Source organism: Martinezella paranaensis, from assembly GCF_014200235.1.
In the GTDB taxonomy this organism is placed as follows: domain Bacteria; phylum Pseudomonadota; class Alphaproteobacteria; order Rhizobiales; family Rhizobiaceae; genus Rhizobium; species Rhizobium paranaense.
Genome location: NZ_JACHBI010000005.1, coordinates 217,269 through 238,919 on the forward strand (window position 1 = coordinate 217,269; position 21,651 = coordinate 238,919).

Consider the following 21,651-nt stretch of genomic DNA (forward strand, 5'->3'; position numbering starts at 1 on the left):
TCGGCGGTTGAAAAGCGGGCTTCGGCGTTATCGCCGCGGCAGCCAGGCTTTCGCGACGCGGCAGGCCATCGTATAGGCGGGATCGAACACATTGCCGACGTCATAACGCACGACTTGGCCAAGCAGATGACTGGCGGCGGTCTTGTCGAGGCCGTAGTCGGAGGTCAGCCAGCGGAGCATTTCGCTGGTCGCATGCTGTAGCGCCTGGTCGAGCGGCCGGGCATTACCAACAGTGAAAATATCCTCCGCCGTTTCGCCGCGCGGCCAGATGATCTTCTTCTTTTCGACGCTGAGCCGCACCGTTACCTCGAAGGTGGTCTCGATGCCGGTCCCAACGATTTCGCCGTCGCCCTGCACGGCATGGCAATCGCCAAGGAAGAGGAGGGCGCCCGGGGCCGAGACCGGGAACCAGATCGTGGTGCCGGGTCCGAGCAGCCGGTAATCCATATTGCCGCCGAATTCGCCGCAGGTGGCGGTGGATATGGCCTGGCCGAGGGAGGGGGCGACGCCGAAGCAGCCGATCATCGGCGACAGCGGCAGCACGAAAGACTCAAGGCCCGCGACCGGCTCGGCAAGCCGGGCGGTCGATGCCTCGCGATCGATCTGCCAGATGACCTTGTTGCTTGGCGGCAGGGTCCGCACGTCTTCCGGCTCGACGACATTGCCGGCAACGACACTTCGGGTAAAGCCCGTGTCGCGCGTCGGAACCATGCCGAGGATTTCGACCTTCAGTGAATCGCCCCGTTCCGCGCCCTCGACAAAAATCGGGCCGTTCATCGGATTCGGGCCTGAGGCTCGCTGGATGCCTTCCCTGTCATAGCCGGCGGCATCGAGCGTTTCGGTGACGACCGTATCGCCATCGGCGATGTGTAAAGCCGGAGGAAGAGAGCCCATAACATTGTGATAGGCCGTTGGGGTAAAGCGGTGCGTTGCCATGGAGCGTCAGCCTTGTCTGAAATTTGGTCCGCCCAGCCTATGCCGGCTTCGGCCATGACGGAAAGAGCAGAATGGCGAAAGCACGCAATTTGTCACCGCGAACTTGCCGCCGGCCAGCAGGCCGGACGAGATCTCTCTCGTCCTCATGACCCAAAAAAGTACAGCCCAAAATAAAGCCGGCGCTTGGTAGCTTTCGAGGTTCGTCTTCAACCATAGGCAGCTTTATGCTACGACAATCGAGGCGGGATAGAGTGCGCGTATGAGGGGGAAAAGACATATCAAATGTTCTCACTCTTCCAGAACTTAAGGAAACTTTCCGGCTCGATGATCAAGCAGTCGATCAGGAGGCGGATCGTCTCGATTGCTGCCGGCTTGATCATCCTTATGATGGCAACTTCCGTGCTGTCGATGGTGATGGTTGGGCGGCTTGGCCATCTGCTCGATGAGCTGACGGCAAGGTATGATCCGGCCAACGAGCATTTGAGGCGGATCCATGTTCTGTCTGTTGAAAGAGCACTCGCGCTGCGCCGCATGGTGATCGCAAAGATGCAGGATCCGCCCGATGAGGCGGGCTATACGGCTCGCAAGCAACTCTACGATGCCAAAAATGACGAAATCGACCGTGAGGCGCAGGCTGCGCGTGACCTCATCAACGCGATCATTGCAGATACCAATACACCTTCTGACGACGCGGCGCTGGCACGCATCGAGAGCCAGATCGGCAGTCTGCTGAGCGACGGTCGCCGTCTTCTGCGTCAGGAAAGTGGGGAACTGATTTCATCCCTCGAAGCTCGGGACCTTGCGGCTGCGATAGACCGCCTTCCGCGTGTCGACGCGCTCCGTGATGAGCTCGATCAAAGGATCGACGATCTTCGGGACGAGATGCAGAAAGTGAGCCATGGCGCCATCACGACGATTAGAGGACAGCAGTCCCAAGCGGTGCTCATCTCTGCGATCGCGACGTTGCTTGCCGCAGTCCTCGGGTTGATTTTCGCCAACCTTGTAAGCGGCGGCATCATTCGCTCGGTCCGACAACTGCTGGAGGGTACGCGGGCGGTCGAGGCCGGCCATCTCGATCAATCCATCGATATCACGACGCGCGACGAAATTGGAGAACTGGCCGCCGCGTTCAACCGCATGGTCGTGCAGTTGCGCGACAACCAGCGCGTCAGGGAAACTTTTGGCAAATACATTGATCCCCGCGTCGTGGAAGGTCTTATCGATCGCCCGAACCTGACGGCAGCCGAAGGTCAGCGCAGGTTCATGACGGTGCTGTTCTGCGATCTCAGGGGATTTACGAGCCTGAGCGAAGGCCTGGTGCCCCAGGGTTTGGTCCGCATCATGAACCGCTACTTTTCGCTTATGTCCGAACCTATCCGGACCAACCGCGGGATCATCGACAAATATGTCGGCGATGGCATCATGGCCTATTGGGGTCCTCCGTTCGTCGACGAGGCCGATCACGCGCGATTTGCCTGTCTGGCTGTGCTGGAAATGGTTGAACGCATCGAGACGTTGCGTCGCGAAATTCCCGATCTGCTGGGTGTGCGCGGCACGCCGATGGAGAAATGCGATTTGCGGATTGGCGTCGCGACGGGTGAAGCATTGGTCGGAAGCATCGGCTCCGACATCATGATGAGTTATACGGTGATGGGCGATGTCGTGAATCTCGCCTCGCGCTTGGAAGGCGCCAATAAGGTTTACGGCACACGCAATCTGGTCAGCGAGAGAACAATCGCCGCAGCGGGCAGCGCACTCGAGTTCAGGGAAGTCGATCGGATCATCGTCGCGGGCCAAACCCGTGCTGAGGTCGTTTTTGAAGTGCTCGGACGCAATGGCGAACTGACGCCAGAACGGTTGGCATCACGAGACCTATATCGGGAAGGACTCGCAGCATACCACGAACGTCGATGGGACGATGCACTCCGCGCATTCAAGGCGTCGCTAGAGGTCGTACCCGATGACGGACCTTCCTTGGCTCTGCTTGCTCGTATCGAAAATTTGAAGGCAAACCCGCCATCCGAAGATTGGGACGGATCTTGGCGTATTGAAAAATAGGCATCGATGTGTGCCTCGAGGAAAAGTTCGGGTTCGGCGGTTTGATGAGAGCGCTGCCTTCCAACGATCATCTCGGTCACGATGGCAGTCGGGCGATCGGCGCATCGAGACACAAAAAACCTCCCGGGTTTCGCCCGAGATGTTGGATGACACGGTGTTCATGAAGAGCGCGCTCAGGGCAACAAGGCGCCAGCAGATGCGCCAGCGGGCACGCGACAGGGGTTTTGAAGCGAAGTAGCCAGCCGGCGAAGACCCGCGGAGGAATACAAACGGCCGCGTCGATCAGGACGCGGCCGTTGTCGCTCGGGAGGGGAGCGTGCGGCTATTGGAAGGATCGGGGTAGCCAATCCTCCATGCCGCGGGGTAATGTCAAAGCGACGCCTTGATCTTCTTGGCAGCGTCGGGCGAGACCCACTTGGTCCAGACGTCCCCGTTTTCCTTCAGGAAGTGCTTGGCACCATCTACACCGGTCGCCTGATTGTCAGTCATCCAGGCCAACAACGCCGCACCTGGCGCGTGCTCAGGTCAAGAACATGCGCCGCCGTGACCAAGGTCATCCGCCCGTCGATCACCTTCGACAAAACCTCAATCCGCTGCAGGTCACGTTCGCTCATCGCAATCAGTCCCATCCGCAATCTCCCACGCCATCAAACGCGGGGAGTGTGACATTCCAACTTTGCAGAAACAGGACATTCTAACTTTGCGGCTACAGTCCAAAGTCAGATAATATGTATTATGGAACAGCAGAGCGGTTTTCGTTCTGTTGCTTTTTGCCGTGTAATGACGTTTTAGGCATTGGTGTGGAAACTGTGTAAAAGGTCATTTCGTGCGCCTCTCTCTCCTCCTGGGACAGCTCGTTCCAATCCGAGCGGTCCAGTTTCTCCTGGGCATAGAGTTCCTGGCGACGTTCGCGGATCTCGTGGTCGATTTCCTGCTTTTTCTCCTTTCTAAGCTTGAAATCGATTGCGATAACCGCCGAGCGCGGTGTTGCGCGCCAGGGTGTCGGCAAGTTCGTTGCCGCCAGCCCCAGAATGTCCTTTGCACCATTTCACGACTACATTCGGACGCTGATCCAGAAGGCGGTCGAGTTGTTGCCAGATCTCCATGTCGTTGATCGGTCGTCGTCGCGCGTGCGGGTTCGGAGTGATCCGCTTCCAGCCGTTGGTGCGCCAAATGGCCCTCCATCGACAGCAGCCTTCGATGACGTGGACAGCGTCCGTCCAGAGCGTGACCGACCGTGCCGGAGCCTCGGCGGCGATCCAGGCCATCGCGTTCAGAACGGCGAGGACCTCGAATGTGTTGTTCGATGTGCCAATCCCGTTGCCGTAATCCGCATATAACTGGCGGTCACGTTCATAAACAACGAAAGCCCATCCTCCGGAGCGGGAGGCGGCATCGAAGGAGCCGTCGGTGTAGGTGTGGAGCGCGTCAGTCATTCGGAGGCCATGGTATCGAAAGGGAGAGATCCTCGAGGATGATAGGGGAAAACAGTGCCCGATAGCCTCCGCCCGAAAATGACAGGATCTGGAACGGCGCTACGCCGGGAGATACGCCTCCGGTTCGGCGGTATCGCCTTACTGCCTTCATCGATATGGATCCTCGACACGGAGACCGTCGATCTGCCCATGATAGGGCTGCGATCCTTCGATCAGGACGAGATTGCGGTCGATGGCCGTGGCCACGACCATGCGGGACATGTCGCCCAGATCCTCGTCGCCATCGACCTGGAGATCGCGCGGGGCGATCCGGGAGAAGACGGCCCCCGCCCCTTCATCGAAGAGCTCGAGAGCATTGTTCCTGCGTGCGAAGGACACAAACGCTCTGAGCGCCAGATCCATCACCTCCCGACCTTCTTCAAGCGGGGTCGCGAGGATCTCAGCCTGGACATGGGCGACCGAAACAACGCTTGCATGAATGTTCTGCGCCGGAACCGGGCGGATCCATCCGGTCACGTCCGGGTTTTCGCAGATGATGTCCATCAGCGCCTGCGTTGAGAGCAAGAACATGCGTCAGAGGGCCATCTTCGCGCCAGACGCATTGTCGCTGCGCTGCAGGCGCTCGCGCTTGCGGCCCTGACCGACGATGATGCGGCCGCTGGAGTACGGCTTGAAACCGATGGCGTCGAGCGCTTCTCCGAAGGTTTCCTGCTGCCGCGCGGCGGTGACGAGTTCGGCGAGATCCTTGACGGAGATCACGACCGCCATGTCGTCGGCCTTCTTCATGTTGCCGATGACCTGAGGAATGCCGCTGCGGGCCCTTCCAAGCACCGCACTCAGCTCGTCCATCGCCTTCCTGACGGTCAGCGGATCGCCTCCGATCTGGATGATCGTCTCCACGAGGCCGTCGGTGATGTCCTGCCTGTTGGCGTTGCGGGCCACCTGCACCTTCTTGAGTATCCTCGCGTCCATGTCTTCATCTCCATTCGCTGAATAGGATCATGGGATGCGTGGCCACGTTCGTCAAGAAAGATGGCCACACAGGAGGGGTGGCCGTCAGTCTCGACGAGTTTGCTCGACCAAATCGGCCCTGCCGTGAACATCGCCAATCGCTACCGCGCCCGCAGGCCCCTGCGCTAAACCGACAGCTCCGGGCCTACGCGCGCTGACCCTATGCAACCAAGGCGTGGTCAGCCTTGGGAAGCGGGCCAGTCGTTTGAAGGTTCCTCGACCACGTCGCCGGGATCGTCGGTGGGATCAGGGTCGCGGTCGTACGCGGCTCTAAGGAAGTCGAGTTCCTTCTGAATAGCGTTGTAGACGTCGACCTGTTTGGCGCCATTGATTACGAACGTGTCGACGAAATCTTCGAGTTTAAGCCGCAAGTCGTCGCGCCAATTGGTGGTCAATGCCTCTCCTCCTGCTGAAGACGAACACCCCGACAAAGAAGGCCCCAGGTCGGGCAATGGACAGAAGCACGCACGCTTGGAGAGGCGCCCTGGTCGGGTTCGGGATCGGGAAGCGGTTCCTCGCCGGGTGCGCGGTCGGGATCGCGCGGAGGCGTGTCGACGGGCGGCGGTGATGGCGGCGGCACAATGGGCTCGTTTGGCACAGACATCTGGGTTCCTCCTCGCTGCGAGAACGTGGGAAATCACCCGGAGTTCCGTTGACGCTCGGCCCCTTCGACACCATCTGCTGCGACATGCCTAAGATGAAGACGAAAAAGACGGAAAGCGACGATCCCGAACTGATCAGGGAGTGGCCGCTTCCCGTGGTTGCGACCCTCGGATCCGGTGTCAGAGTGAAGGGAATCCTGCAGGAAATCCGTTCCCGGCTACCATCTCCGGTCCGGAAGTCGCTGGATATGCAGGCAGGCGGGCTCATCCTCGTCATGCCAGAGACTTCGAAGACAGCATTCAGAGCAGCGGCATTGGCCGTTTCCAGTGCGCTCGACGACATCGCAGACCTTCCGATCATTCCTCGTGAGATCGAGGATATTCTGACGATCACCGCATCGGAGCGGAAGCGCTGGCTTGACGACGGTCGCCTGCCCAGCGCCGGAACGCGAACGGTCAGGTTGCAAGGGCGCGCAAGGAGAATTACCTTTCACGTATTCGACCCCCGAGTTGTTGAGGATCTGCTCGATCGCGGCGCCGTGGATGAATGGAGGGAGGAAGACGCTGCGGCGAAAGCGGAAAATCGCAGGCGGGCCGCGTATCAGGCGAAGCTGACGCGTTCGCTGAAGAAAAAGGAAAAAGCCGAACAAACTGAACGCGCGGAGGAAGCCGCGACCAGGTTAAGTGGATGGGACGAGTTCGGGCGCGACGGCCTCCTTCGGTAGGATTGGCGTCTCTCTCCGGATTGCCGCGGCACGCCCCCGATCAGCGCAGTCTTGCCAACAAAGTCATATTCGGATCCGATACGCCAGCTAGAGACGCATCACTTACGTCCGATAGCTTGGGGTTCTCTTGGTCGACGATGGCCCGGTGGGATCCGCTGCGACCTGCGTTCGCGCGGCTGCGGCACTGGCTTTGGCCTGTAGTGCAGTGGCTACCCAATTCCGCATAAGTAGATCAAATCAATGATCCGCCTAATTCAGAAGCTACCTCCTTCGCAAGCTCGATAAAGACCCGCGCCGCCGCGCTTCTGTATGCATCTTTACGCTGCATCAGAACGGCCGTGCGCTGCAAGCGCACCGGATCGAGTGCAATAGCGACCAGATCCTGATGTGCGAACGCGATCTTTGCAGGCAGGAGTGTCGAGAGCCGCGTCCTACGGACGATTTCAATCACCGCGCTGATGGAGTTGGCCTCTATCCGCACATGCGGCTGAATGCTGTGCTGACGGCAGAAGCGATCGATCTGTTCGCGCGTGGCGAACTCCGCGCTGAGTAGCACCAATGACTCGGTGCTCAGGGCCTCAAGCCCTATCGACATTTCACCTGCCAGAGGATGCCCGGTTCTGACGACCAGCGCGAGGGTTTCCACCAACAGGGGGTACAGATCGAGGTCTGGTGTCAGGGTGCCGGAAAACGCGATCCCGACATCGATCTCATCAGCGAGAAGCAATTCCTCCATATGCTCCTGGGAAATCTCCCGCACGTTGAGGGAGATATTCGGATAGCGACTGTAGAACGCCTCAACGAGGGGTCCGACCAGGTAGGTCGTGAAGGTCGGTGTCACTGCAACGCGCAGCGCACCACGGCTGAGGTCGTTCACATCGTGGATGGCGCGCTTGGCTTCCCGGAACTCCTGCGATGCGCGGCGCACGTATTGCAGATAGACCTCCCCGGAATCCGTCAATCGGGTCGTACGCCCCGATCGGTCGAACAATTGCACGCCGAGGCTTTCCTCCATCAACCTGACTTGCTGCGAAAGCGCCGGCTGGGAGACGTGCAGGGCGTCTGCGGCCCGTGTGAAGCTCTGATGCTCCGCCACTGCGAGAAAATAACGAACCTGTCGGGCGAGCATGTCAAAACCTATAAGATTATCTAATCCACCTCATAATAAACGAGACTTTTACATTATGCCACGCCTTCCCTAGCCTTCATCTCAACAGATCGAGAAACGGAGATTGCAGCGATGAAAGACATTATTGACGGATTTCTGAAGTTCCAGAGGGAGGCCTTTCCTGAACGGGTTAAGCTGTTCAAGGATCTGGCAAATCAGCAGAACCCGCGGGCTCTGTTCATTTCCTGCTCGGACAGCCGCCTGGTGCCTGAACTGGTTACCCAGCGCGAGCCGGGCGACCTCTTCGTCATCCGAAACGCAGGCAACATCGTCCCGTCCTACGGCCCCGAGCCGGGTGGCATTTCCGCCTCGGTCGAATACGCCGTCGCGGCGTTGCAGGTCTCCGACATCGTGATCTGCGGCCACTCCGACTGCGGCGCGATGACCGCCATCGCGACGTGCAAGTGCCTCGACCACATGCCCGCCGTGGCCAGTTGGTTGCGCTATGCAGACTCCGCTCGGGTCGTGAACGAAGCCCGTCAGCACCAGGACCAGCCTTCCAAGGTCGCATCTATGGTGCGCGAGAACGTCATCGCGCAGCTCGCCAATATCCAGACCCACCCGTCGGTGCGGTTGGCCCTCGAAGAGGGACGCGTGACTCTGCACGGCTGGATTTACGACATCGCGAGCGGCCTTATCGAAGCTTTCGATGGCAGCAGGGGCGCCTTCGTTCCCCTTGCGGACAATCCCGACGTCCAGGCCATCAAATACCAAGCCAGGCGCGTTGCCTGAACCCTGCATCCCAACCAAGGAGAGAATACCAATGCTACAGTCACAAGCCACAGAGACCACTCGCCAGGACCTGACGGAAGTCATCCTCGCATCAAAGCTCAAGAAAGACCTGACCTACGCCCAGATCACTAAGGGCACCGGTCTGTCGGAGGCCTTCGTCACCGCCGCCCTGCTCGGCCAGCACCCGCTTCCGGCGGACGCCGCCAAAGCCGTGGGCAAGAAACTCGACCTTGACGACGACGCCATCGCCCTGCTGCAGACAGTTCCGGTCCGCGGCAGCATCGGGAACGGTCTGCCGACCGATCCGACCATCTACCGCTTCTACGAAATCGTGCAGGTCTATGGGACCACGCTGAAGGCCCTGGTCCACGAAAAATTCGGCGATGGCATCATCAGCGCCATCAACTTCAAGCTGAACATCGAGAAGGTTGAAGATCCGGAAGGCGGTTCGCGCGCTGTGATCACGCTGGACGGCAAGTACCTTCCGACCAAGCCGTTTTGACCGCGCTATGAGGCAGCCCGGCGCCTTAGAGCGTCTGGGCTACCCTTCAAATTCTCGAAGCCATACGCCCCAACCCACCCCTTCTGTACCAATCGGTACGGATCGATTGTTTGACAGGCAGACTCGTATGAACCGCCGCACTTTCATTGCCGCCCTCCCCGCTGTGGCCCTTGCGGGCTCAGCGCTTGCCGAAACCACTCAAATCACGAAAGGAAAAGCCATGACACGTCCCCCTCTCCCCCCGTTCACCCGCGAGACTGCCATCGAAAAGGTCCGCTTGGCCGAAGATGGCTGGAACACGCGCGATGCGGCGAAGGTCGCTCTGGCCTACACGCTCGATACGCGCTGGCGTAACCGCGTCGAATTCGCCACCAATCGGGAAGAAGCTCAGGCCTTCCTGACCCGCAAGTGGAACAAGGAACACGAATATCGGCTCATCAAGGAATTGTGGGCCTTTACGGACAATCGCATCGCCGTGCGCTATGCCTACGAATATTGCGACGACGGTGGGCAGTGGTTTCGCGCCTACGGCAACGAAAACTGGCTTTTTGCCGAAGACGGACTGATGTCGCATCGCCACGCCAGCATCAACGAGATGCCAATCGCTGAGCCGGACCGCAAATTCCATTGGCCGCTCGGCCGGCGGCCGGACGATTATCCGTCGCTGAGCGATTTCGGCTTCTAAGCGCTACACCCGTTCTGATCTATCGCGTCAGTGCCCGCCCGCACTGGCGCGATCTGTCGTTAGGAAAGCTGGCCCCCCGTCGATGACCACAGGGCATGACATTCCGCTGCGGTCACAGTCGCGCATCGCCGCGATAGACGTTTGGCCTCGCGCCCGTCAACCGGCCAAAGACCTTGCGGAATGCTGTCGGATCCGTATAGCCGACCAAAGGCAACCTCGAAACGGCACACTGCGACGCACACTTTTGAATCGTGCCTCCCGGAATGCGAGACCCGTGATCCGCTGGTCACGTCTTCCAGTCAGGCTTCGTACGCCGAGCCCTCCGATGACTACGATGTTGCCAAAGCAGCGGTTGAGCCTCATAGGACGATCGTGGGGTCGATTGTGGATGGTGGTGAAGTCTTTTTTTGCCAATGCGGGTGCTGCCTCGCTGGGAGCATATCGGAAAGGTGAGTCGGCGCTGAAAGTGGTGGTGACCCTCTGCGATAGCATGATAGCCCGCTGCCATGGGCCGGGTGGGAACGACGAGCGTGCCCCTTTCTAGCCATCGGCTCCGGGCGCGCGACCTGGCGCCAACCATTATCGTGCGATGTACAGTAACGCGCTGACAATAGAGACGCCGCCAATTGGTGCTAGGAATAGGAGCAGGAGCTCAATTCCAAGCGCCCACATCAGCAATTTCTGCTGACCTGCAGTCAATCGCGGAGGCCTCTTCTGGGGCTCCCGAGGGCTCCCTCCTCTTTCATAGAACCCGTTTAAATCGCGATACATTTTCGGCTCCATCATTTATGGAGAAACTACGGTTGCTGCACATGGTTCCTGCGATTTGCAGCGAACGCGGCACCTTATATCGCGTGGGATCAAGATGTTTCGCCTTGAAGAACAGTGCAGTTTCGAACAGGTCATCAAGAAGAGCACGTTTCGCGCGGTTGCAATTCCTGTCGATAGTGAGGAGACGGCGAAGCTCGCTCTTCAAATCATCGCTACAGCGACAGGCGCCAATCACAATTGTTGGGCTTGGCGCATCGGACAAGTCTATCGTTTCTCGGACGATGGTGAGCCGAGCGGCACGGCCGGGAAGCCGATATTGGCGGCAATCGACGGCCAATCCGTCGATTGTGTGCTTGTGGTCGTTTCAAGGTGGTTCGGCGGCGTACTGCTCGGAACGGGAGGTCTCGTGCGAGCATATGGCGGTACCGCCGCAGCCTGCCTGAGAGCAGCGAGGTTAACTGCTTTCACTCCAATGATCGCCGCACAGGTGAAAATTCAGTTTGGCGATTTGGCCCTGGTCAAGGCACGCCTCGCCTCCCTCGATCAGGTTCGTATTGTCGAACAAGACTTCAGCGACGACGGCTGCGATGCGACGATCCAGTTGCCTCAAAAGGCTGTCCAAACCGTCGCACAACTCATAAATGACCTTACCAATGGGCGTTCGGCGCTTCGCACGAATGATTGATCCGGCACCAATCCGGCCAGGAAAGCGCGTGCCGATTCCACCTTATGCAGCTTTAACCTTATGCGGGACCGTGTTGTTCAGTGGGCTGTGTAAGCTCCGTCCACCAGATGGCAGCTCCCGGTGATGAAGCTTGCCTGTTCGGACAGAAGAAAACATACGAGAGCTGCCACTTCCTCAGGGTTTCCGCGCCTGCCCATGGGCTGGAGTGCTTCCATACGTCGGCTGCTCGTTGCTTCCAAATGCTCTGACAAAAGCGGTGTTTGGATCCAACCAGGGCCGACAGCATTGATTCGGATGCCCATTCTTGCATATTCGATTGCGGCAGCCTTCGTCAGTCCGACAACGCCATGTTTGGCTGCCGTGTATGCCGATGCAAAGGGCAATGCAACCGAACCGAGAATGGAAGATACGTTGACGATAGCGCCGCCGCCGCCCGACAGCATGGCGGCGATCTCGTATTTCATGCAATAGAAGGCGCCGTCCAGATTGACGCTCATCAACTTCCGCCACTGGTCGACCGGGTAGTCCGCGGTTGCCTTTCGCACACCGTCGAGTCCCGCATTGTTCACCGCCAAATGCAGACCACCATGGGTTTGCACGGCGAAGTCGACCAACCTCTTTACGGCTTCTGCATCAGAAACATCGACTGCGAAAGCACTGGCCTTGCCCCCTTGACCGCAGATCTCGCCGGCGACGCGACGCGCTCCATCAGCATCAATATCTGCGACAACAACCGTAGCTCCCTCGCTCGCGAGTTGAAGGGAAATCGCGGCGCCGATCCCAGAGGCCGCTCCCGTGACAACCGCGATTTTTCCGTCGAGGCCAAGCTTCATAGTTCCCCCTTTTTAGTTTCTGCTAATCGAGCAGAGGCCGATGGTTGATGCAAGTGGTTTCATCGGCAATACACAACCACACATTTTGCTGCGGCCGGAAGCCGCTGCCGATTCCCGAACCCCTCCCCGATCCGACTGCCTGGTACATGCCCCACGTTTGTACCAGGCCACGCACTCAACATAATATCAGATACAGCTCTCAGTTTTCGATGTTTTTCAAACTCAATCAGAATCAGCTAATGTATTATAGCCTTGAAAGCGTAGCGATGTTAAACACGAGCGCAGGGCTGATCTTTACTGGGCAGGTGGAAATGGAAGAAAGCCGCGTTACGCGCCGGGGGCTGGTGCTCGGTAGTTTGAGTTTAATGATTTCTGGATGCGTGTCGGGGTCGGAGGATGGGCCACCACTTGGGTATAACGTCTTTGGGAGGGATCCAGATGAAAATCCTAACCTTCGGCGGCAAGAGGTAGCCTATGACGGAGGCGAACCGCCGGGAACGATTGTTGTCAATACGTCGGAGCGCTATCTCTACTTCGTCGAGCAAGGTGGCCGGGCAACGCGCTATGGCGTCGCTGTTGGCCAAGAAGGGTTGAGCTTCAAAGGCGAAGCCACCGTCGGACGTAAGGCGGAGTGGCCATCCTGGAAGCCCACCGATGACATGATGCAACGTAAGCCTCGCCTAATGCAATATGCGGATGGTGTGCCGGGCGGACCGCTCAATCCGCTGGGCGCGGCCGCCCTTTACCTCTACCAGGACGGACATGACACCATGTTCCGCCTGCATGGAACAAACGCCCCCTGGTCGATAGGTCATGCCGTATCGAACGGATGCATCCGTCTGACAAACTCAAACATTGTTGACCTCTATAGCCGCGCCCCGGTGGGGACGCGGGTGTTGGTCATCTGATCGAGTGTTCGCTCATCGAACTCGACAGTTTGATCATGGTCAACTTACGAATGTTCGAAAAAGCGCAGATAATCCGTCACAAGTGTGTTTTTTCTGCACTAGGCTAATATGTTAGTTGTGACTACTATTTGATTCGTTGCTTAGATGAATCTTATGCAATCCTGAGGAGAGAGGACTTCTTGATGATCAGAATTCTAATGGTAATCATCTCTGTTTTGGCCGTTGCCAATCTGAGCGCTTGCGGATCGATTGGCAAAGGAAAGGGCAAGGCCCCTCCGCCGGCAGCGGCAGTCTACAAGTAAGCCTAATCTTCGATAAATGGGGGGCCGCACTAGGCCCCCCTCCCTACCTGTCAGATGATCCTGCTTTCAATCACCATGGCGAAGAATTGATCGCTAACTTCGAGCCGCCGGCTTGTTAGCGTTATCTAATGGAGCGTGCAGATGATGCGTGGAATGGGTGGCCTTTCGCTTGCAATCCTGCTGGCGTTGGCGACGGCGTCGTGCCAGACGGAAGACAAAAGCCCCCAACCCCGGTTCACTTCCAACCGCCACGGCCCGGCAACAACCTCCGCTCAAAACAAAGCTGGTCACTTTATCGAATTTCGTTCGCGTTATGCGCTCACCTATGGCCATACCTACGTGGTCTTTGGACGCGCCGACGAAAATGGAAAGATGATCGATCCTGAAGTCGCGGGCCTTGCGCCGGCCTCGCCAGATGCTGGGCCTTACGTCTTGGGCCATTTCGTGCCAGTGCCGGCCACGACCGGAGCAACCGACGGCGACCTGGAGGAACAGTACAGGTCGGCTAGCTGGCGGGTCATGCTCAGCGATGCCGAATACGCTGATGTTGTTGCCTTCATACGCAAGCAGCAGGCCTCTTCCCATCTGTGGCAAGCAACTGTCGACAACTGCAACGCCTGGGTGGGGAACATCGCAAAACACATGGGATACAAGGTCCCCGGTATCTGGCTGAGGCCGCAACAGTTCATTACTGAACTCCGAGAGATAAATGCTGCTTGAGGCGTTATTGCACGGCGTTGGCGCGCGACTCTGGTACTATTCAATTCTTCCGCTAAATTGTCGATGAAAGCTGAGGGGCGAGCGTGGTCATATCGCCGCGCGTCGCAGGATCACAAATCGCAGAAGGGTTTGGGTGAACAATTTGATCGTATCGGCATCTGGGGCCGGCGAAGTCATCTGGGTGCTCGGGGTCGTCGCCTGGTACGTTATTCGATATCCTTTCGCGCGGCGTGCCAAGCGCTTGCGGGTTGTCCGCGATCAACGCTCACACATTGAGAGAATCGGGCTTGCTGCGGCTCTTCTGGGCCTTGCGGCTGTGCCCGGAATCTACGTCGCGACAGGCATTCCCCGGATGGCCGATTATCCTGCCCACGCATGGACAGTCGTCGTCGGGACGATTTTGTACTTGGCGGCAATGTGGCTTTTCCGAAGGACCCATAAGGAACTCGGCAAGAACTGGTCGATAACGCTGGAGATTCGCGAAAAGCACCAGCTAGTTAGCAGCGGCCCATACGCCCTCGTCCGCCACCCCATGTACACGTCTTTCCTGCTCATGGGGCTTGGACAAGCCTTTTTGCTATCGAATTGGGTTGTCGGATTGGCAGGTTTGTTGGGCTTTGCAGTCCTTTATTTCCTGCGTGTAGACAAGGAAGAGCGTATGATGTCGGAATATTTCGGCCCCGAGTACCGCGCCTATATGGATCGCACGAAGCGAATTATCCCTTATCTCTATTAGAGGTGGCACTATGCGAGGGCGAACCGTCAAGTTATCGGCATCACGGCGTCTTGTCGGAGATTTGATGAGATTCTCGATCGGTGTGCCGCGTGTTACCGTGCAACGGCAGATGAATATTGGCCCGCTGCTGGACGCCAGGACGACGCAGACGCAGGCAATGAGGCCGTCCTGGACCGTCCTTTTCCTGAAGGGATACGCGCTTCTCGCGAGCGAGATTCCAGAACTGCGGCGCGCCTACGTCAAATTGCCCAGAGCGCAGCTTTATGAATACCCGGAAAGCGTGGCCTCAATTGCCCACGAGCGCGAATATGAGGGTGAGAGGGTTGTCTTGCTCAGCCTCATAAAGCGCCCCGAGAAGAGATCCATCGTCGAGCTCGAAGCGCTCACCATGGCGGCTCGCTCACGCCCGGTTCTCGAGGTAAAGGAATTCCGGCGGATGCTGAAGTTTGCACGCCTGCCGGGCCCCCTTAGATGGCTAATGATGTGGTTGGGGTTGAACATCGGCAGACAAAGGCCGCGCTTTTTTGGCACTTTTCAACTGTCGGTCTATTCGGGCCTCGGAGCAGAGTCTCTCAACCCGCTTACGCCGCTGACGACGCTGTTGAACTACGGCACGATCAGCAACAACGGAGCGGTTACCGTGCGCATCCACTACGACCACAGAGTGATGGATGGAGCCAATGTGGCGCGAGCCTTGGAGCGGTTCGAAGAGATATTGAACAACGACGTTGCCTTTGAAGTGAAAAGCCTTGCTCAGAGTCAAGTCGTGCCCAGCGCGGCCGCCTTGGGAACCGCGAGATGAGCCTTCAGGAAGAAGCTCGTTTTGCGGTCGTCGTCGTCGGTGCGTCGCGTGGCATCGGGCGGGCAATGGCCAAAATCGTTGCCCGCGAAAAAGCTGTCGTCGTACTGGTTGCGCGGTCGTCGGAAGGTCTGGCAGCGGCCGCGACTGACGTGCGGGAGGCCGGCGGCGAGGCGCACACACTGGAGTTGGATATCGTAGCATCCGATGCATCGACGCGTCTCGGTGATTTCTTGTCCGAAAACGGTTTGGTCTGTGACATCCTCATCAACAGTGCCGGATATGGCTTGCGCGGCGCGGCGACCATTCTTCCTGTCGGAGATCAGCTCGGGATCGTTGATCTCAATATACGCGCCCTCACCGATCTGACCCTTCGCTTTTTGCCGGAAATGGCGGCGCGGCGCCGCGGCGGCGTGATCAATCTCGGCTCCATAGCCGGCTTCCTTCCGGGGCCGAATATGGCGTTGTATTATGCCAGCAAAAGCTTCGTGCGTTCCTTTTCGGAAGCGCTTCATCAGGAGCTGCGCGCCACCGGGGTGACTGTCACATGCGTCGCTCCAGGCCCGGTGTCCACGGAGTTCCTCGAAAAATCAGGTGCCGGCCGGGTGACGCTATTCAAGATCCTGCCAAAGCTGGATTCGGCTTATGTGGCCGAACGCGCGTGGCGCGGGTTCAAATCCGGCCGCCGTCTCGTCGTGCCCGGCATCTCGGCCAAACTGGTCGCCGTTACGGCGAGGTTGTTGCCTTCGGTTGTCCTGCTTCCTTTGGTCGGTCGATTGCAACGTCGCAGCGGCGATCCATGTCCCTGCGGGTCAGGCAAAAAGTTCAATGAATGTTGCGGCGCCGGCCGTCGCCAGAGTGCCGGAAGTCGCTGACGGGCTTTATACTTGGTCGTTGGGCCCGGTGTCCTACTGGAGTTTCGCTCCAATCGCTCCGGTCGGCATTTATAAGATTTTTATATCTTTCTCCCTCCCGCCGTCTCGAACCTTAATGCTGTTCGGCCGCATATTGATCTCCGAGATATCCGCAAGATGATCTCCTCGCCAAGGAGAAACGAGGGCGCCTTCTTCGAGGATGCCGTCAATCTATTTTGGCGTTCAACAAGAACAATTAAGGATCAACGATCGATGATGGACATTCTTCTTATCGGGATCGGTGTTTTATTTTTCATCCTGTGCATCGCTTACACCAAAGCCTGCGATAGCCTTTAGTCGGAGAGACACCAATGCTCCTGGATTACATTCTCGGTGGCGGCGTAACCCTCTTTCTCACCGCCTATCTCATCTACGCTCTCATTCGCCCTGAGCGCTTCTAATCCCATAGCGCCGGGTAGGGAAAGTTACCACCATGACCTTCAATGGATGGCTTCAGATCCTGATCTATATCGGGATCCTCCTTCTGCTCGTCAAACCGCTCGGCGGTTATATGACGCGTGTCTTCACTGGCGAGCGCACGATCCTCTCTTATGTCCTCGGTCCCTTGGAACGGGGGCTTTATCGCATTGCGGGAACGGATGAACGCGAGGAGCAGCACTGGACGACCTATTCGATCTCCATGTTGCTGTTCAACCTCGCCGGTTTTTTTGTCTTGTATTTCCTGCAGCGATTTCAGGCGAGCCTGCCCTATAACCCCGCCGGCATGGCCGCGATCGGCCCCGAACTTTCGTTCAACACCGCCACCAGTTTCGTAACCAACACGAACTGGCAGAACTACGGCGGCGAAAGCACGATGTCCTATCTCGTGCAGATGGCCGGCCTCACCGTCCAGAACTTCGTCTCCGCGGCAACCGGTATTGCAATCGCCATTGCGCTCATCCGCGCCTTCTCGCGCGCGTCCGGCAAGGCGATCGGCAATTTCTGGGTCGATCTGACCAGGGCAACGCTCTACATCCTGCTTCCCGCCTGCATCGTCATGACGCTAGTCTTCGTCTATCTCGGCGTGCCGCAAACGCTTGGCTCCTATGTCAATGCCACGACGCTCGAAGGCGCGCAGCAGACGATCGCCGTCGGTCCGGTCGCTTCGCAGCTTGCGATCAAGATGCTCGGCACCAATGGCGGCGGCTTCTTCAATGCCAACTCCGCCCACCCCTTCGAAAATCCGGATGCAATCTCCAACCTCATCCAGATGCTGGCGATCTTCGCGATCGGCGCGGCACTCACCAACGTCTTCGGACGCATGGTCGGCAACCAGCGCCAGGGCTGGGCCATCCTCGGCGCGATGGGCGTGCTGTTCATCGCCGGCGTCATCGTCACCTATTGGGCTGAAGCTGCCGGCAATCCGCTGGTGCATGCGCTCGGCGTCCAGGGCGGCAATATGGAAGGCAAGGAAGTCCGCTTCGGCATCACGCTGTCGTCGCTGTTCGCGGTCATAACCACCGCGGCGTCCTGCGGCGCGGTCAATGCCATGCATGACAGCTTCACGGCGATCGGCGGCATGATCCCCTTGATCAACCTGCAGCTCGGCGAAGTCATCGTCGGTGGCGTCGGCGCCGGTTTCTACGGCATCCTGATGTTCGTCATCATCGCCATCTTCGTGGCCGGCCTGATGGTCGGACGCACGCCGGAATATCTCGGTAAGAAGATCGAAGCCAAGGAAGTGAAGATGGCGATGCTCGCCGTGCTTTGCCTGCCCGCCGGCATGTTGATCTTCACCGCGATTGCCTCCGTTCTGCCGACCGCCGTCGCCTCCATCGGTAATCCCGGTCCGCACGGCTTTTCGGAAATCCTCTATGCCTACAGCTCGGCAGCCGCCAATAACGGCTCGGCCTTCGGCGGTCTTTCCGGCAACACGCCCTGGTACAACATCACGCTTGGCATCGTCATGCTGATCGGCCGCTTCCTGGTCATCATTCCGGCGCTCGCCATCGCCGGCTCGCTGATCGCCAAGAAGACGGTCCCGGCCTCAGCCGGCACCTTCCCCACGGACGGGCCGCTGTTCGTCGGTCTGCTGGTCGGTACGATCCTGATTGTCGGCGGGCTGACCTTCTTCCCGGCGCTTGCCCTTGGCCCGATTGTCGAACATCTGGCGATGATCAGCGGCCAGGCCTTCTAAGGAGATGGCATGTGATGTCGCAGCCCAAACTCATCAGGCTTCGAAAGCCCATCGATCCACGCCCCTTTGACCGGGGGGCGTGGCCCGGCCCGGATGGCCTGCGCTTCCGACGCCATCCTGGTTGCGATGGTCGCACTGATCCTCGGCCTTGTCGTCTTCAGATTTTTACTGGGTTGATCGGGCGATCCCGATCCGCCGTTCCCTCTTCACGCTGGAGTCTCTTATGAGCCAGTTAAAATCCGCGAGTATTTTGGATTCTCGCATCCTCGTCCCGGCCGTGGGCGCCGCTTTCAAGAAGCTGAACCCACGGACCCTTGCCAAGAACCCCGTCATGTTCGTGGTGGCCGTCGTATCGATGCTCACCACCGTCCTCTTCCTGCGCGATCTTTTGACCAGTGGCGGCAATCTCGGTTTCTCCCTCCAGATCAACATCTGGCTCTGGTTTACCGTGCTGTTTGCCAATTTCGCCGAAGCCGTCGCGGAAGGTCGCGGCAAGGCGCAGGCCGAGTCGCTGCGCAAATCGCGCACCGAAACCCAGGCCAAGCTTCTGACCGGCAACAGCCGGACCGATTACAAGATGGTGCCTGGCACCAGCCTGAAGGTCGGCGATGTCGTGCTGGTCGAAGCCGGCGACATCATCCCTTCCGATGGTGAAGTGATCGAGGGCGTCGCTTCGGTCAACGAAGCGGCGATCACCGGTGAATCGGCTCCGGTCATCCGCGAATCCGGCGGCGACCGCTCCGCCGTCACCGGCGGCACGCAGGTGCTGTCGGATGAAATCCGCGTCCGCATCACGGCGGCCGCCGGCTCGACCTTCATCGACCGCATGATCGCGCTTGTCGAAGGTGCGGAACGTCAGAAAACGCCGAACGAGATCGCCCTCAACATCCTGCTTGCCGGAATGACGCTGATCTTCGTGCTGGCCACGGTGACGATCCCGAGCTTTGCAGCCTATGCCGGCGGCTCGATCCCGACAGTGGTTCTCGTCGCACTGTTCGTAACGCTGATCCCGACCACGATCGGCGCGTTGCTCTCGGCGATCGGCATTGCCGGCATGGACCGTCTGGTGCGCTTCAACGTGCTCGCCATGTCCGGCCGCGCCGTCGAGGCCGCAGGCGACGTCGACACGCTGCTGCTCGATAAGACCGGCACGATTACACTCGGCAACCGCCAGGCTACCTCCTTCCGCCCGGTCAGGGGTGTCACGGAGCAGGATCTTGCCGATGCTGCGCAGCTCGCTTCGCTTGCCGACGAGACGCCAGAGGGACGCTCGATCGTCGTGCTTGCCAAGGAGAAATATGCGATCCGTGGCCGCGACATGACCAGCCTGAAGGCCACTTTCGTGCCCTTCACCGCGCAGACGCGCATGAGCGGCGTCGATCTTGAAGGCTCTTCCATCCGCAAGGGCGCGGTGGATGCAGTGCTGGCCTATGTCAACGGCAGCGCAGCTCCAGCCTCCGACGCGGGTGCGACCGTCATGTCGCGCACCAGCAGCGAGACGATCCGCGACCTGCAGACGATATCGGACGAAATCTCCAAGGCCGGCGGCACGCCGCTTGCGGTTGCCCGCGACGGCCGCCTGCTCGGCGTCATCCAGCTCAAGGACATCGTTAAGGGCGGCATCCGCGAGCGCTTTGCGGAACTGCGCCGCATGGGCATCCGCACCGTCATGATCACCGGCGACAATCCGCTGACGGCCGCCGCCATTGCCGCCGAAGCCGGCGTGGACGACTTCCTCGCCCAGGCAACGCCGGAAATGAAGCTGGCGCTGATGCGCGAGGAGCAGTCGAAGGGCAAGCTAGTCGCCATGTGCGGCGACGGCACCAATGATGCCCCAGCGCTTGCCCAGGCCGATGTCGGCGTCGCCATGAATACCGGCACGGTCGCCGCCCGCGAGGCCGGCAACATGGTCGACCTCGACAGCGACCCGACGAAGCTCATCGAAATCGTGGAGATCGGCAAGCAGTTGCTGATGACCCGCGGTGCGCTGACGACCTTCTCGATCGCGAACGACATCGCCAAATACTTCGCCATTATCCCTGCGATGTTCATCGCCTTCTACCCGCAACTGAAGATGCTGAACGTCATGGGGCTGGCGACGCCGCAAAGCGCCATTCTGTCGGCGATCATCTTCAATGCGCTGATCATCATCGCCTTGATCCCGCTGTCGCTGAAGGGCGTTCGCTATCGCCCGATCGGTGCGGGCGCCCTGCTCAGCCGCAACCTTTTGATCTACGGCCTCGGCGGCATCATCGTTCCTTTCATCGGCATCAAGGCCATCGACATGGCGGTTACCGCCATGGGCCTCGCCTAAGGAGTTCTTGTCATGCTCAAACAAATCAGACCGGCCATCGTCATGATCGTCGTCACCACCGCCGTCACCGGACTCCTTTATCCGATCGCCATGACTGGCGCTGCCCAGGCGCTCTTCCCTCATCAGGCAAATGGCAGCCTGGTGGAAAAGGACGGTAAGGTGATCGGCTCGACGCTCATCGGCCAGAATTTCACCTCCGACCGCTATTTCCACGGCCGCCCCTCGGCGACAACTGCCGCAGACCCGAATGATGCAACCAAAACGGTATCCGCACCCTATAATGCGGCCAATTCCGCGGGCTCCAATCTTGGTCCGACCAATTCGAGCCTGATCACCCGCATCAAGGGCGATGTCGCGACGTTGCAGGCGCAGAACCCGAATATGCCCGTTCCGATCGATATGGTCACCACATCGGGCAGTGGTCTTGACCCGGACATCTCGCCTGACGATGCCTACTTCCAGATCCCGCGCGTCGCCAAAGCGCGGGGCATGGATGAGGCCAAGGTCAAGTCGCTCGTCGACGCGGCCATCGAGCCGCGGGAGCTTGGAGTTCTTGGCGAGCCTGTGGTCAACATACTGGCATTGAACCAAGCGCTTGATGCTTCTATGACTCAATAAGTTGAAGAGGTTGAGGCAGTTGCCTCCGTCTCAACCTCATCAGGAAAGACGACCTACGA

The 21,651-nt window shown here is 59.0% G+C and carries 25 protein-coding genes and 1 pseudogene; 16 read left to right on the forward strand and 10 right to left on the reverse strand.

Going from position 1 to position 21,651, the window contains the following annotated elements:
* Positions 1–27: 27 nt before the first annotated feature.
* A complete protein-coding gene (locus GGD50_RS14705; protein ID WP_183938088.1) occupies positions 28–936 on the reverse strand; it encodes an acetamidase/formamidase family protein in 909 nt (302 codons plus the stop codon).
* Positions 937–1,218: 282 nt separating this feature from the next.
* Here GGD50_RS14705 and GGD50_RS14710 point away from each other — a divergent pair, with 282 nt between their 5' ends.
* Positions 1,219–2,994, forward strand: coding sequence for an adenylate/guanylate cyclase domain-containing protein (locus GGD50_RS14710; protein ID WP_246451202.1), 1,776 nt, complete (start codon positions 1,219–1,221; stop codon positions 2,992–2,994).
* A 369-nt stretch (positions 2,995–3,363) separates the two neighbouring features.
* Here the strand turns inward: GGD50_RS14710 and GGD50_RS14715 are convergent.
* From GGD50_RS14715 to GGD50_RS14745, 7 genes and pseudogenes are all read right to left on the reverse strand, one after another.
* A pseudogene (locus tag GGD50_RS14715) lies at positions 3,364–3,495 on the reverse strand (ABC transporter substrate-binding protein); the annotation flags it as partial.
* Entirely contained in the window at positions 3,480–3,623 is a 144-nt protein-coding gene (locus tag GGD50_RS14720; protein WP_183938313.1) for a hypothetical protein, read from the reverse strand. The pseudogene GGD50_RS14715 and the gene GGD50_RS14720, both read right to left, overlap by 16 nt.
* 318 nt (positions 3,624–3,941) lie before the next feature.
* On the reverse strand, positions 3,942–4,430 hold the full coding sequence (locus GGD50_RS14725) for a ribonuclease H family protein (protein WP_183938089.1): 489 nt from the start codon (positions 4,428–4,430) through the stop codon (positions 3,942–3,944).
* 147 nt (positions 4,431–4,577) lie between these two features.
* Positions 4,578–5,000 carry a hypothetical protein gene (locus GGD50_RS14730; protein WP_183938090.1) on the reverse strand — a complete coding sequence of 141 codons (423 nt, stop codon included), beginning with the start codon at positions 4,998–5,000 and terminating at the stop codon, positions 4,578–4,580.
* 3 nt (positions 5,001–5,003) lie between these two features.
* Positions 5,004–5,402 (reverse strand): hypothetical protein, encoded by a 399-nt coding sequence (locus tag GGD50_RS14735; protein WP_183938091.1) that lies wholly within the window; start codon positions 5,400–5,402, stop codon positions 5,004–5,006.
* Between the two features lie 218 nt (positions 5,403–5,620).
* Positions 5,621–5,836 carry a hypothetical protein gene (locus GGD50_RS14740; RefSeq protein ID WP_183938092.1) on the reverse strand — a complete coding sequence of 72 codons (216 nt, stop codon included), beginning with the start codon at positions 5,834–5,836 and terminating at the stop codon, positions 5,621–5,623.
* Positions 5,833–6,045, reverse strand: a complete 213-nt coding sequence (locus GGD50_RS14745; protein ID WP_183938093.1) for a hypothetical protein — start codon at positions 6,043–6,045, stop codon at positions 5,833–5,835. Before GGD50_RS14745 ends, GGD50_RS14740 begins: the two co-directional genes overlap by 4 nt.
* Positions 6,046–6,129: 84 nt before the next feature.
* On the opposite strand from GGD50_RS14745, the gene GGD50_RS14750 reads away from it, so the two are divergent.
* The gene (locus tag GGD50_RS14750) at positions 6,130–6,768 is read left to right on the forward strand and encodes a hypothetical protein (protein WP_183938301.1); all 639 of its coding nucleotides are present in this window, start codon (positions 6,130–6,132) and stop codon (positions 6,766–6,768) included.
* A 232-nt stretch (positions 6,769–7,000) separates the two neighbouring features.
* Here the strand turns inward: GGD50_RS14750 and cynR are convergent, their stop codons facing one another.
* A complete protein-coding gene (gene cynR, locus GGD50_RS14755) occupies positions 7,001–7,897 on the reverse strand; it encodes a transcriptional regulator CynR (protein WP_183938094.1) in 897 nt (298 codons plus the stop codon).
* 111 nt (positions 7,898–8,008) lie between these two features.
* Here cynR and GGD50_RS14760 point away from each other — a divergent pair, with 111 nt between their 5' ends.
* From GGD50_RS14760 to GGD50_RS14775, 4 genes are all read left to right on the forward strand, one after another.
* Positions 8,009–8,668, forward strand: a complete 660-nt coding sequence (locus GGD50_RS14760) for a carbonic anhydrase (RefSeq protein ID WP_183938095.1) — start codon at positions 8,009–8,011, stop codon at positions 8,666–8,668.
* A 31-nt stretch (positions 8,669–8,699) separates the two neighbouring features.
* Positions 8,700–9,170, forward strand: coding sequence for a cyanase (gene cynS / locus GGD50_RS14765; RefSeq protein WP_183938096.1), 471 nt, complete (start codon positions 8,700–8,702; stop codon positions 9,168–9,170).
* A gap of 220 nt (positions 9,171–9,390) precedes the next feature.
* Positions 9,391–9,855 (forward strand): nuclear transport factor 2 family protein, encoded by a 465-nt coding sequence (locus tag GGD50_RS14770; protein ID WP_183938097.1) that lies wholly within the window; start codon positions 9,391–9,393, stop codon positions 9,853–9,855.
* Between the two features lie 865 nt (positions 9,856–10,720).
* Positions 10,721–11,311: an IMPACT family protein gene (locus tag GGD50_RS14775; RefSeq protein ID WP_183938098.1), complete on the forward strand. Its 591-nt coding sequence runs from the start codon at positions 10,721–10,723 to the stop codon at positions 11,309–11,311.
* A gap of 77 nt (positions 11,312–11,388) precedes the next feature.
* Here GGD50_RS14775 and GGD50_RS14780 read toward each other — a convergent pair whose 3' ends face one another.
* Positions 11,389–12,144: an SDR family NAD(P)-dependent oxidoreductase gene (locus GGD50_RS14780; RefSeq protein ID WP_183938099.1), complete on the reverse strand. Its 756-nt coding sequence runs from the start codon at positions 12,142–12,144 to the stop codon at positions 11,389–11,391.
* A gap of 311 nt (positions 12,145–12,455) precedes the next feature.
* Here GGD50_RS14780 and GGD50_RS14785 point away from each other — a divergent pair, with 311 nt between their 5' ends.
* From GGD50_RS14785 to GGD50_RS14825, 10 genes are all read left to right on the forward strand, one after another.
* Positions 12,456–13,052 (forward strand): L,D-transpeptidase, encoded by a 597-nt coding sequence (locus GGD50_RS14785; RefSeq protein ID WP_183938302.1) that lies wholly within the window; start codon positions 12,456–12,458, stop codon positions 13,050–13,052.
* Between the two features lie 182 nt (positions 13,053–13,234).
* Positions 13,235–13,354 carry an ABC transporter gene (locus tag GGD50_RS32745; RefSeq protein ID WP_246451204.1) on the forward strand — a complete coding sequence of 40 codons (120 nt, stop codon included), beginning with the start codon at positions 13,235–13,237 and terminating at the stop codon, positions 13,352–13,354.
* A 141-nt stretch (positions 13,355–13,495) separates the two neighbouring features.
* Positions 13,496–14,074: a hypothetical protein gene (locus tag GGD50_RS14790; protein ID WP_183938100.1), complete on the forward strand. Its 579-nt coding sequence runs from the start codon at positions 13,496–13,498 to the stop codon at positions 14,072–14,074.
* A gap of 142 nt (positions 14,075–14,216) precedes the next feature.
* Positions 14,217–14,810: a protein-S-isoprenylcysteine O-methyltransferase gene (locus tag GGD50_RS14795; protein WP_210318862.1), complete on the forward strand. Its 594-nt coding sequence runs from the start codon at positions 14,217–14,219 to the stop codon at positions 14,808–14,810.
* 10 nt (positions 14,811–14,820) lie between these two features.
* The gene (locus GGD50_RS14800) at positions 14,821–15,612 is read left to right on the forward strand and encodes a hypothetical protein (RefSeq protein ID WP_183938101.1); all 792 of its coding nucleotides are present in this window, start codon (positions 14,821–14,823) and stop codon (positions 15,610–15,612) included.
* The gene (locus GGD50_RS14805) at positions 15,609–16,484 is read left to right on the forward strand and encodes an SDR family NAD(P)-dependent oxidoreductase (RefSeq protein ID WP_183938102.1); all 876 of its coding nucleotides are present in this window, start codon (positions 15,609–15,611) and stop codon (positions 16,482–16,484) included. Before GGD50_RS14800 ends, GGD50_RS14805 begins: the two co-directional genes overlap by 4 nt.
* Positions 16,485–16,834: 350 nt before the next feature.
* Positions 16,835–16,924 carry a K(+)-transporting ATPase subunit F gene (gene kdpF / locus GGD50_RS14810; RefSeq protein WP_034509905.1) on the forward strand — a complete coding sequence of 30 codons (90 nt, stop codon included), beginning with the start codon at positions 16,835–16,837 and terminating at the stop codon, positions 16,922–16,924.
* 32 nt (positions 16,925–16,956) lie between these two features.
* Positions 16,957–18,660 carry a potassium-transporting ATPase subunit KdpA gene (gene kdpA, locus GGD50_RS14815; protein ID WP_183938103.1) on the forward strand — a complete coding sequence of 568 codons (1,704 nt, stop codon included), beginning with the start codon at positions 16,957–16,959 and terminating at the stop codon, positions 18,658–18,660.
* 223 nt (positions 18,661–18,883) lie between these two features.
* Positions 18,884–20,974 (forward strand): potassium-transporting ATPase subunit KdpB, encoded by a 2,091-nt coding sequence (gene kdpB, locus GGD50_RS14820; protein WP_183938104.1) that lies wholly within the window; start codon positions 18,884–18,886, stop codon positions 20,972–20,974.
* Between the two features lie 12 nt (positions 20,975–20,986).
* Positions 20,987–21,592 (forward strand): K(+)-transporting ATPase subunit C, encoded by a 606-nt coding sequence (locus GGD50_RS14825; RefSeq protein WP_183938105.1) that lies wholly within the window; start codon positions 20,987–20,989, stop codon positions 21,590–21,592.
* Positions 21,593–21,651: the final 59 nt, after the last annotated feature.

Bases quoted from the DNA above. Each gene is read 5' to 3' on its own strand.
- GGD50_RS14705 (WP_183938088.1), bottom strand. From the start codon at position 936: ATGGCAACGCACCGCTTTACCCCAACGGCCTATCACAATGTTATGGGC.
- GGD50_RS14710 (WP_246451202.1), top strand. From the start codon at position 1,219: ATGTTCTCACTCTTCCAGAACTTAAGGAAACTTTCCGGCTCGATGATC.
- GGD50_RS14720 (WP_183938313.1), bottom strand. From the start codon at position 3,623: ATGGGACTGATTGCGATGAGCGAACGTGACCTGCAGCGGATTGAGGTT.
- GGD50_RS14725 (WP_183938089.1), bottom strand. From the start codon at position 4,430: ATGACTGACGCGCTCCACACCTACACCGACGGCTCCTTCGATGCCGCC.
- GGD50_RS14730 (WP_183938090.1), bottom strand. From the start codon at position 5,000: ATGTTCTTGCTCTCAACGCAGGCGCTGATGGACATCATCTGCGAAAAC.
- GGD50_RS14735 (WP_183938091.1), bottom strand. From the start codon at position 5,402: ATGGACGCGAGGATACTCAAGAAGGTGCAGGTGGCCCGCAACGCCAAC.
- GGD50_RS14745 (WP_183938093.1), bottom strand. From the start codon at position 6,045: ATGTCTGTGCCAAACGAGCCCATTGTGCCGCCGCCATCACCGCCGCCC.
- GGD50_RS14750 (WP_183938301.1), top strand. From the start codon at position 6,130: ATGCCTAAGATGAAGACGAAAAAGACGGAAAGCGACGATCCCGAACTG.
- cynR (WP_183938094.1), bottom strand. From the start codon at position 7,897: ATGCTCGCCCGACAGGTTCGTTATTTTCTCGCAGTGGCGGAGCATCAG.
- GGD50_RS14760 (WP_183938095.1), top strand. From the start codon at position 8,009: ATGAAAGACATTATTGACGGATTTCTGAAGTTCCAGAGGGAGGCCTTT.
- cynS (WP_183938096.1), top strand. From the start codon at position 8,700: ATGCTACAGTCACAAGCCACAGAGACCACTCGCCAGGACCTGACGGAA.
- GGD50_RS14770 (WP_183938097.1), top strand. From the start codon at position 9,391: ATGACACGTCCCCCTCTCCCCCCGTTCACCCGCGAGACTGCCATCGAA.
- GGD50_RS14775 (WP_183938098.1), top strand. From the start codon at position 10,721: ATGTTTCGCCTTGAAGAACAGTGCAGTTTCGAACAGGTCATCAAGAAG.
- GGD50_RS14780 (WP_183938099.1), bottom strand. From the start codon at position 12,144: ATGAAGCTTGGCCTCGACGGAAAAATCGCGGTTGTCACGGGAGCGGCC.
- GGD50_RS14785 (WP_183938302.1), top strand. From the start codon at position 12,456: ATGGAAGAAAGCCGCGTTACGCGCCGGGGGCTGGTGCTCGGTAGTTTG.
- GGD50_RS32745 (WP_246451204.1), top strand. From the start codon at position 13,235: ATGATCAGAATTCTAATGGTAATCATCTCTGTTTTGGCCGTTGCCAAT.
- GGD50_RS14790 (WP_183938100.1), top strand. From the start codon at position 13,496: ATGATGCGTGGAATGGGTGGCCTTTCGCTTGCAATCCTGCTGGCGTTG.
- GGD50_RS14800 (WP_183938101.1), top strand. From the start codon at position 14,821: ATGCGAGGGCGAACCGTCAAGTTATCGGCATCACGGCGTCTTGTCGGA.
- GGD50_RS14805 (WP_183938102.1), top strand. From the start codon at position 15,609: ATGAGCCTTCAGGAAGAAGCTCGTTTTGCGGTCGTCGTCGTCGGTGCG.
- kdpF (WP_034509905.1), top strand. From the start codon at position 16,835: ATGCTCCTGGATTACATTCTCGGTGGCGGCGTAACCCTCTTTCTCACC.
- kdpA (WP_183938103.1), top strand. From the start codon at position 16,957: ATGACCTTCAATGGATGGCTTCAGATCCTGATCTATATCGGGATCCTC.
- kdpB (WP_183938104.1), top strand. From the start codon at position 18,884: ATGAGCCAGTTAAAATCCGCGAGTATTTTGGATTCTCGCATCCTCGTC.
- GGD50_RS14825 (WP_183938105.1), top strand. From the start codon at position 20,987: ATGCTCAAACAAATCAGACCGGCCATCGTCATGATCGTCGTCACCACC.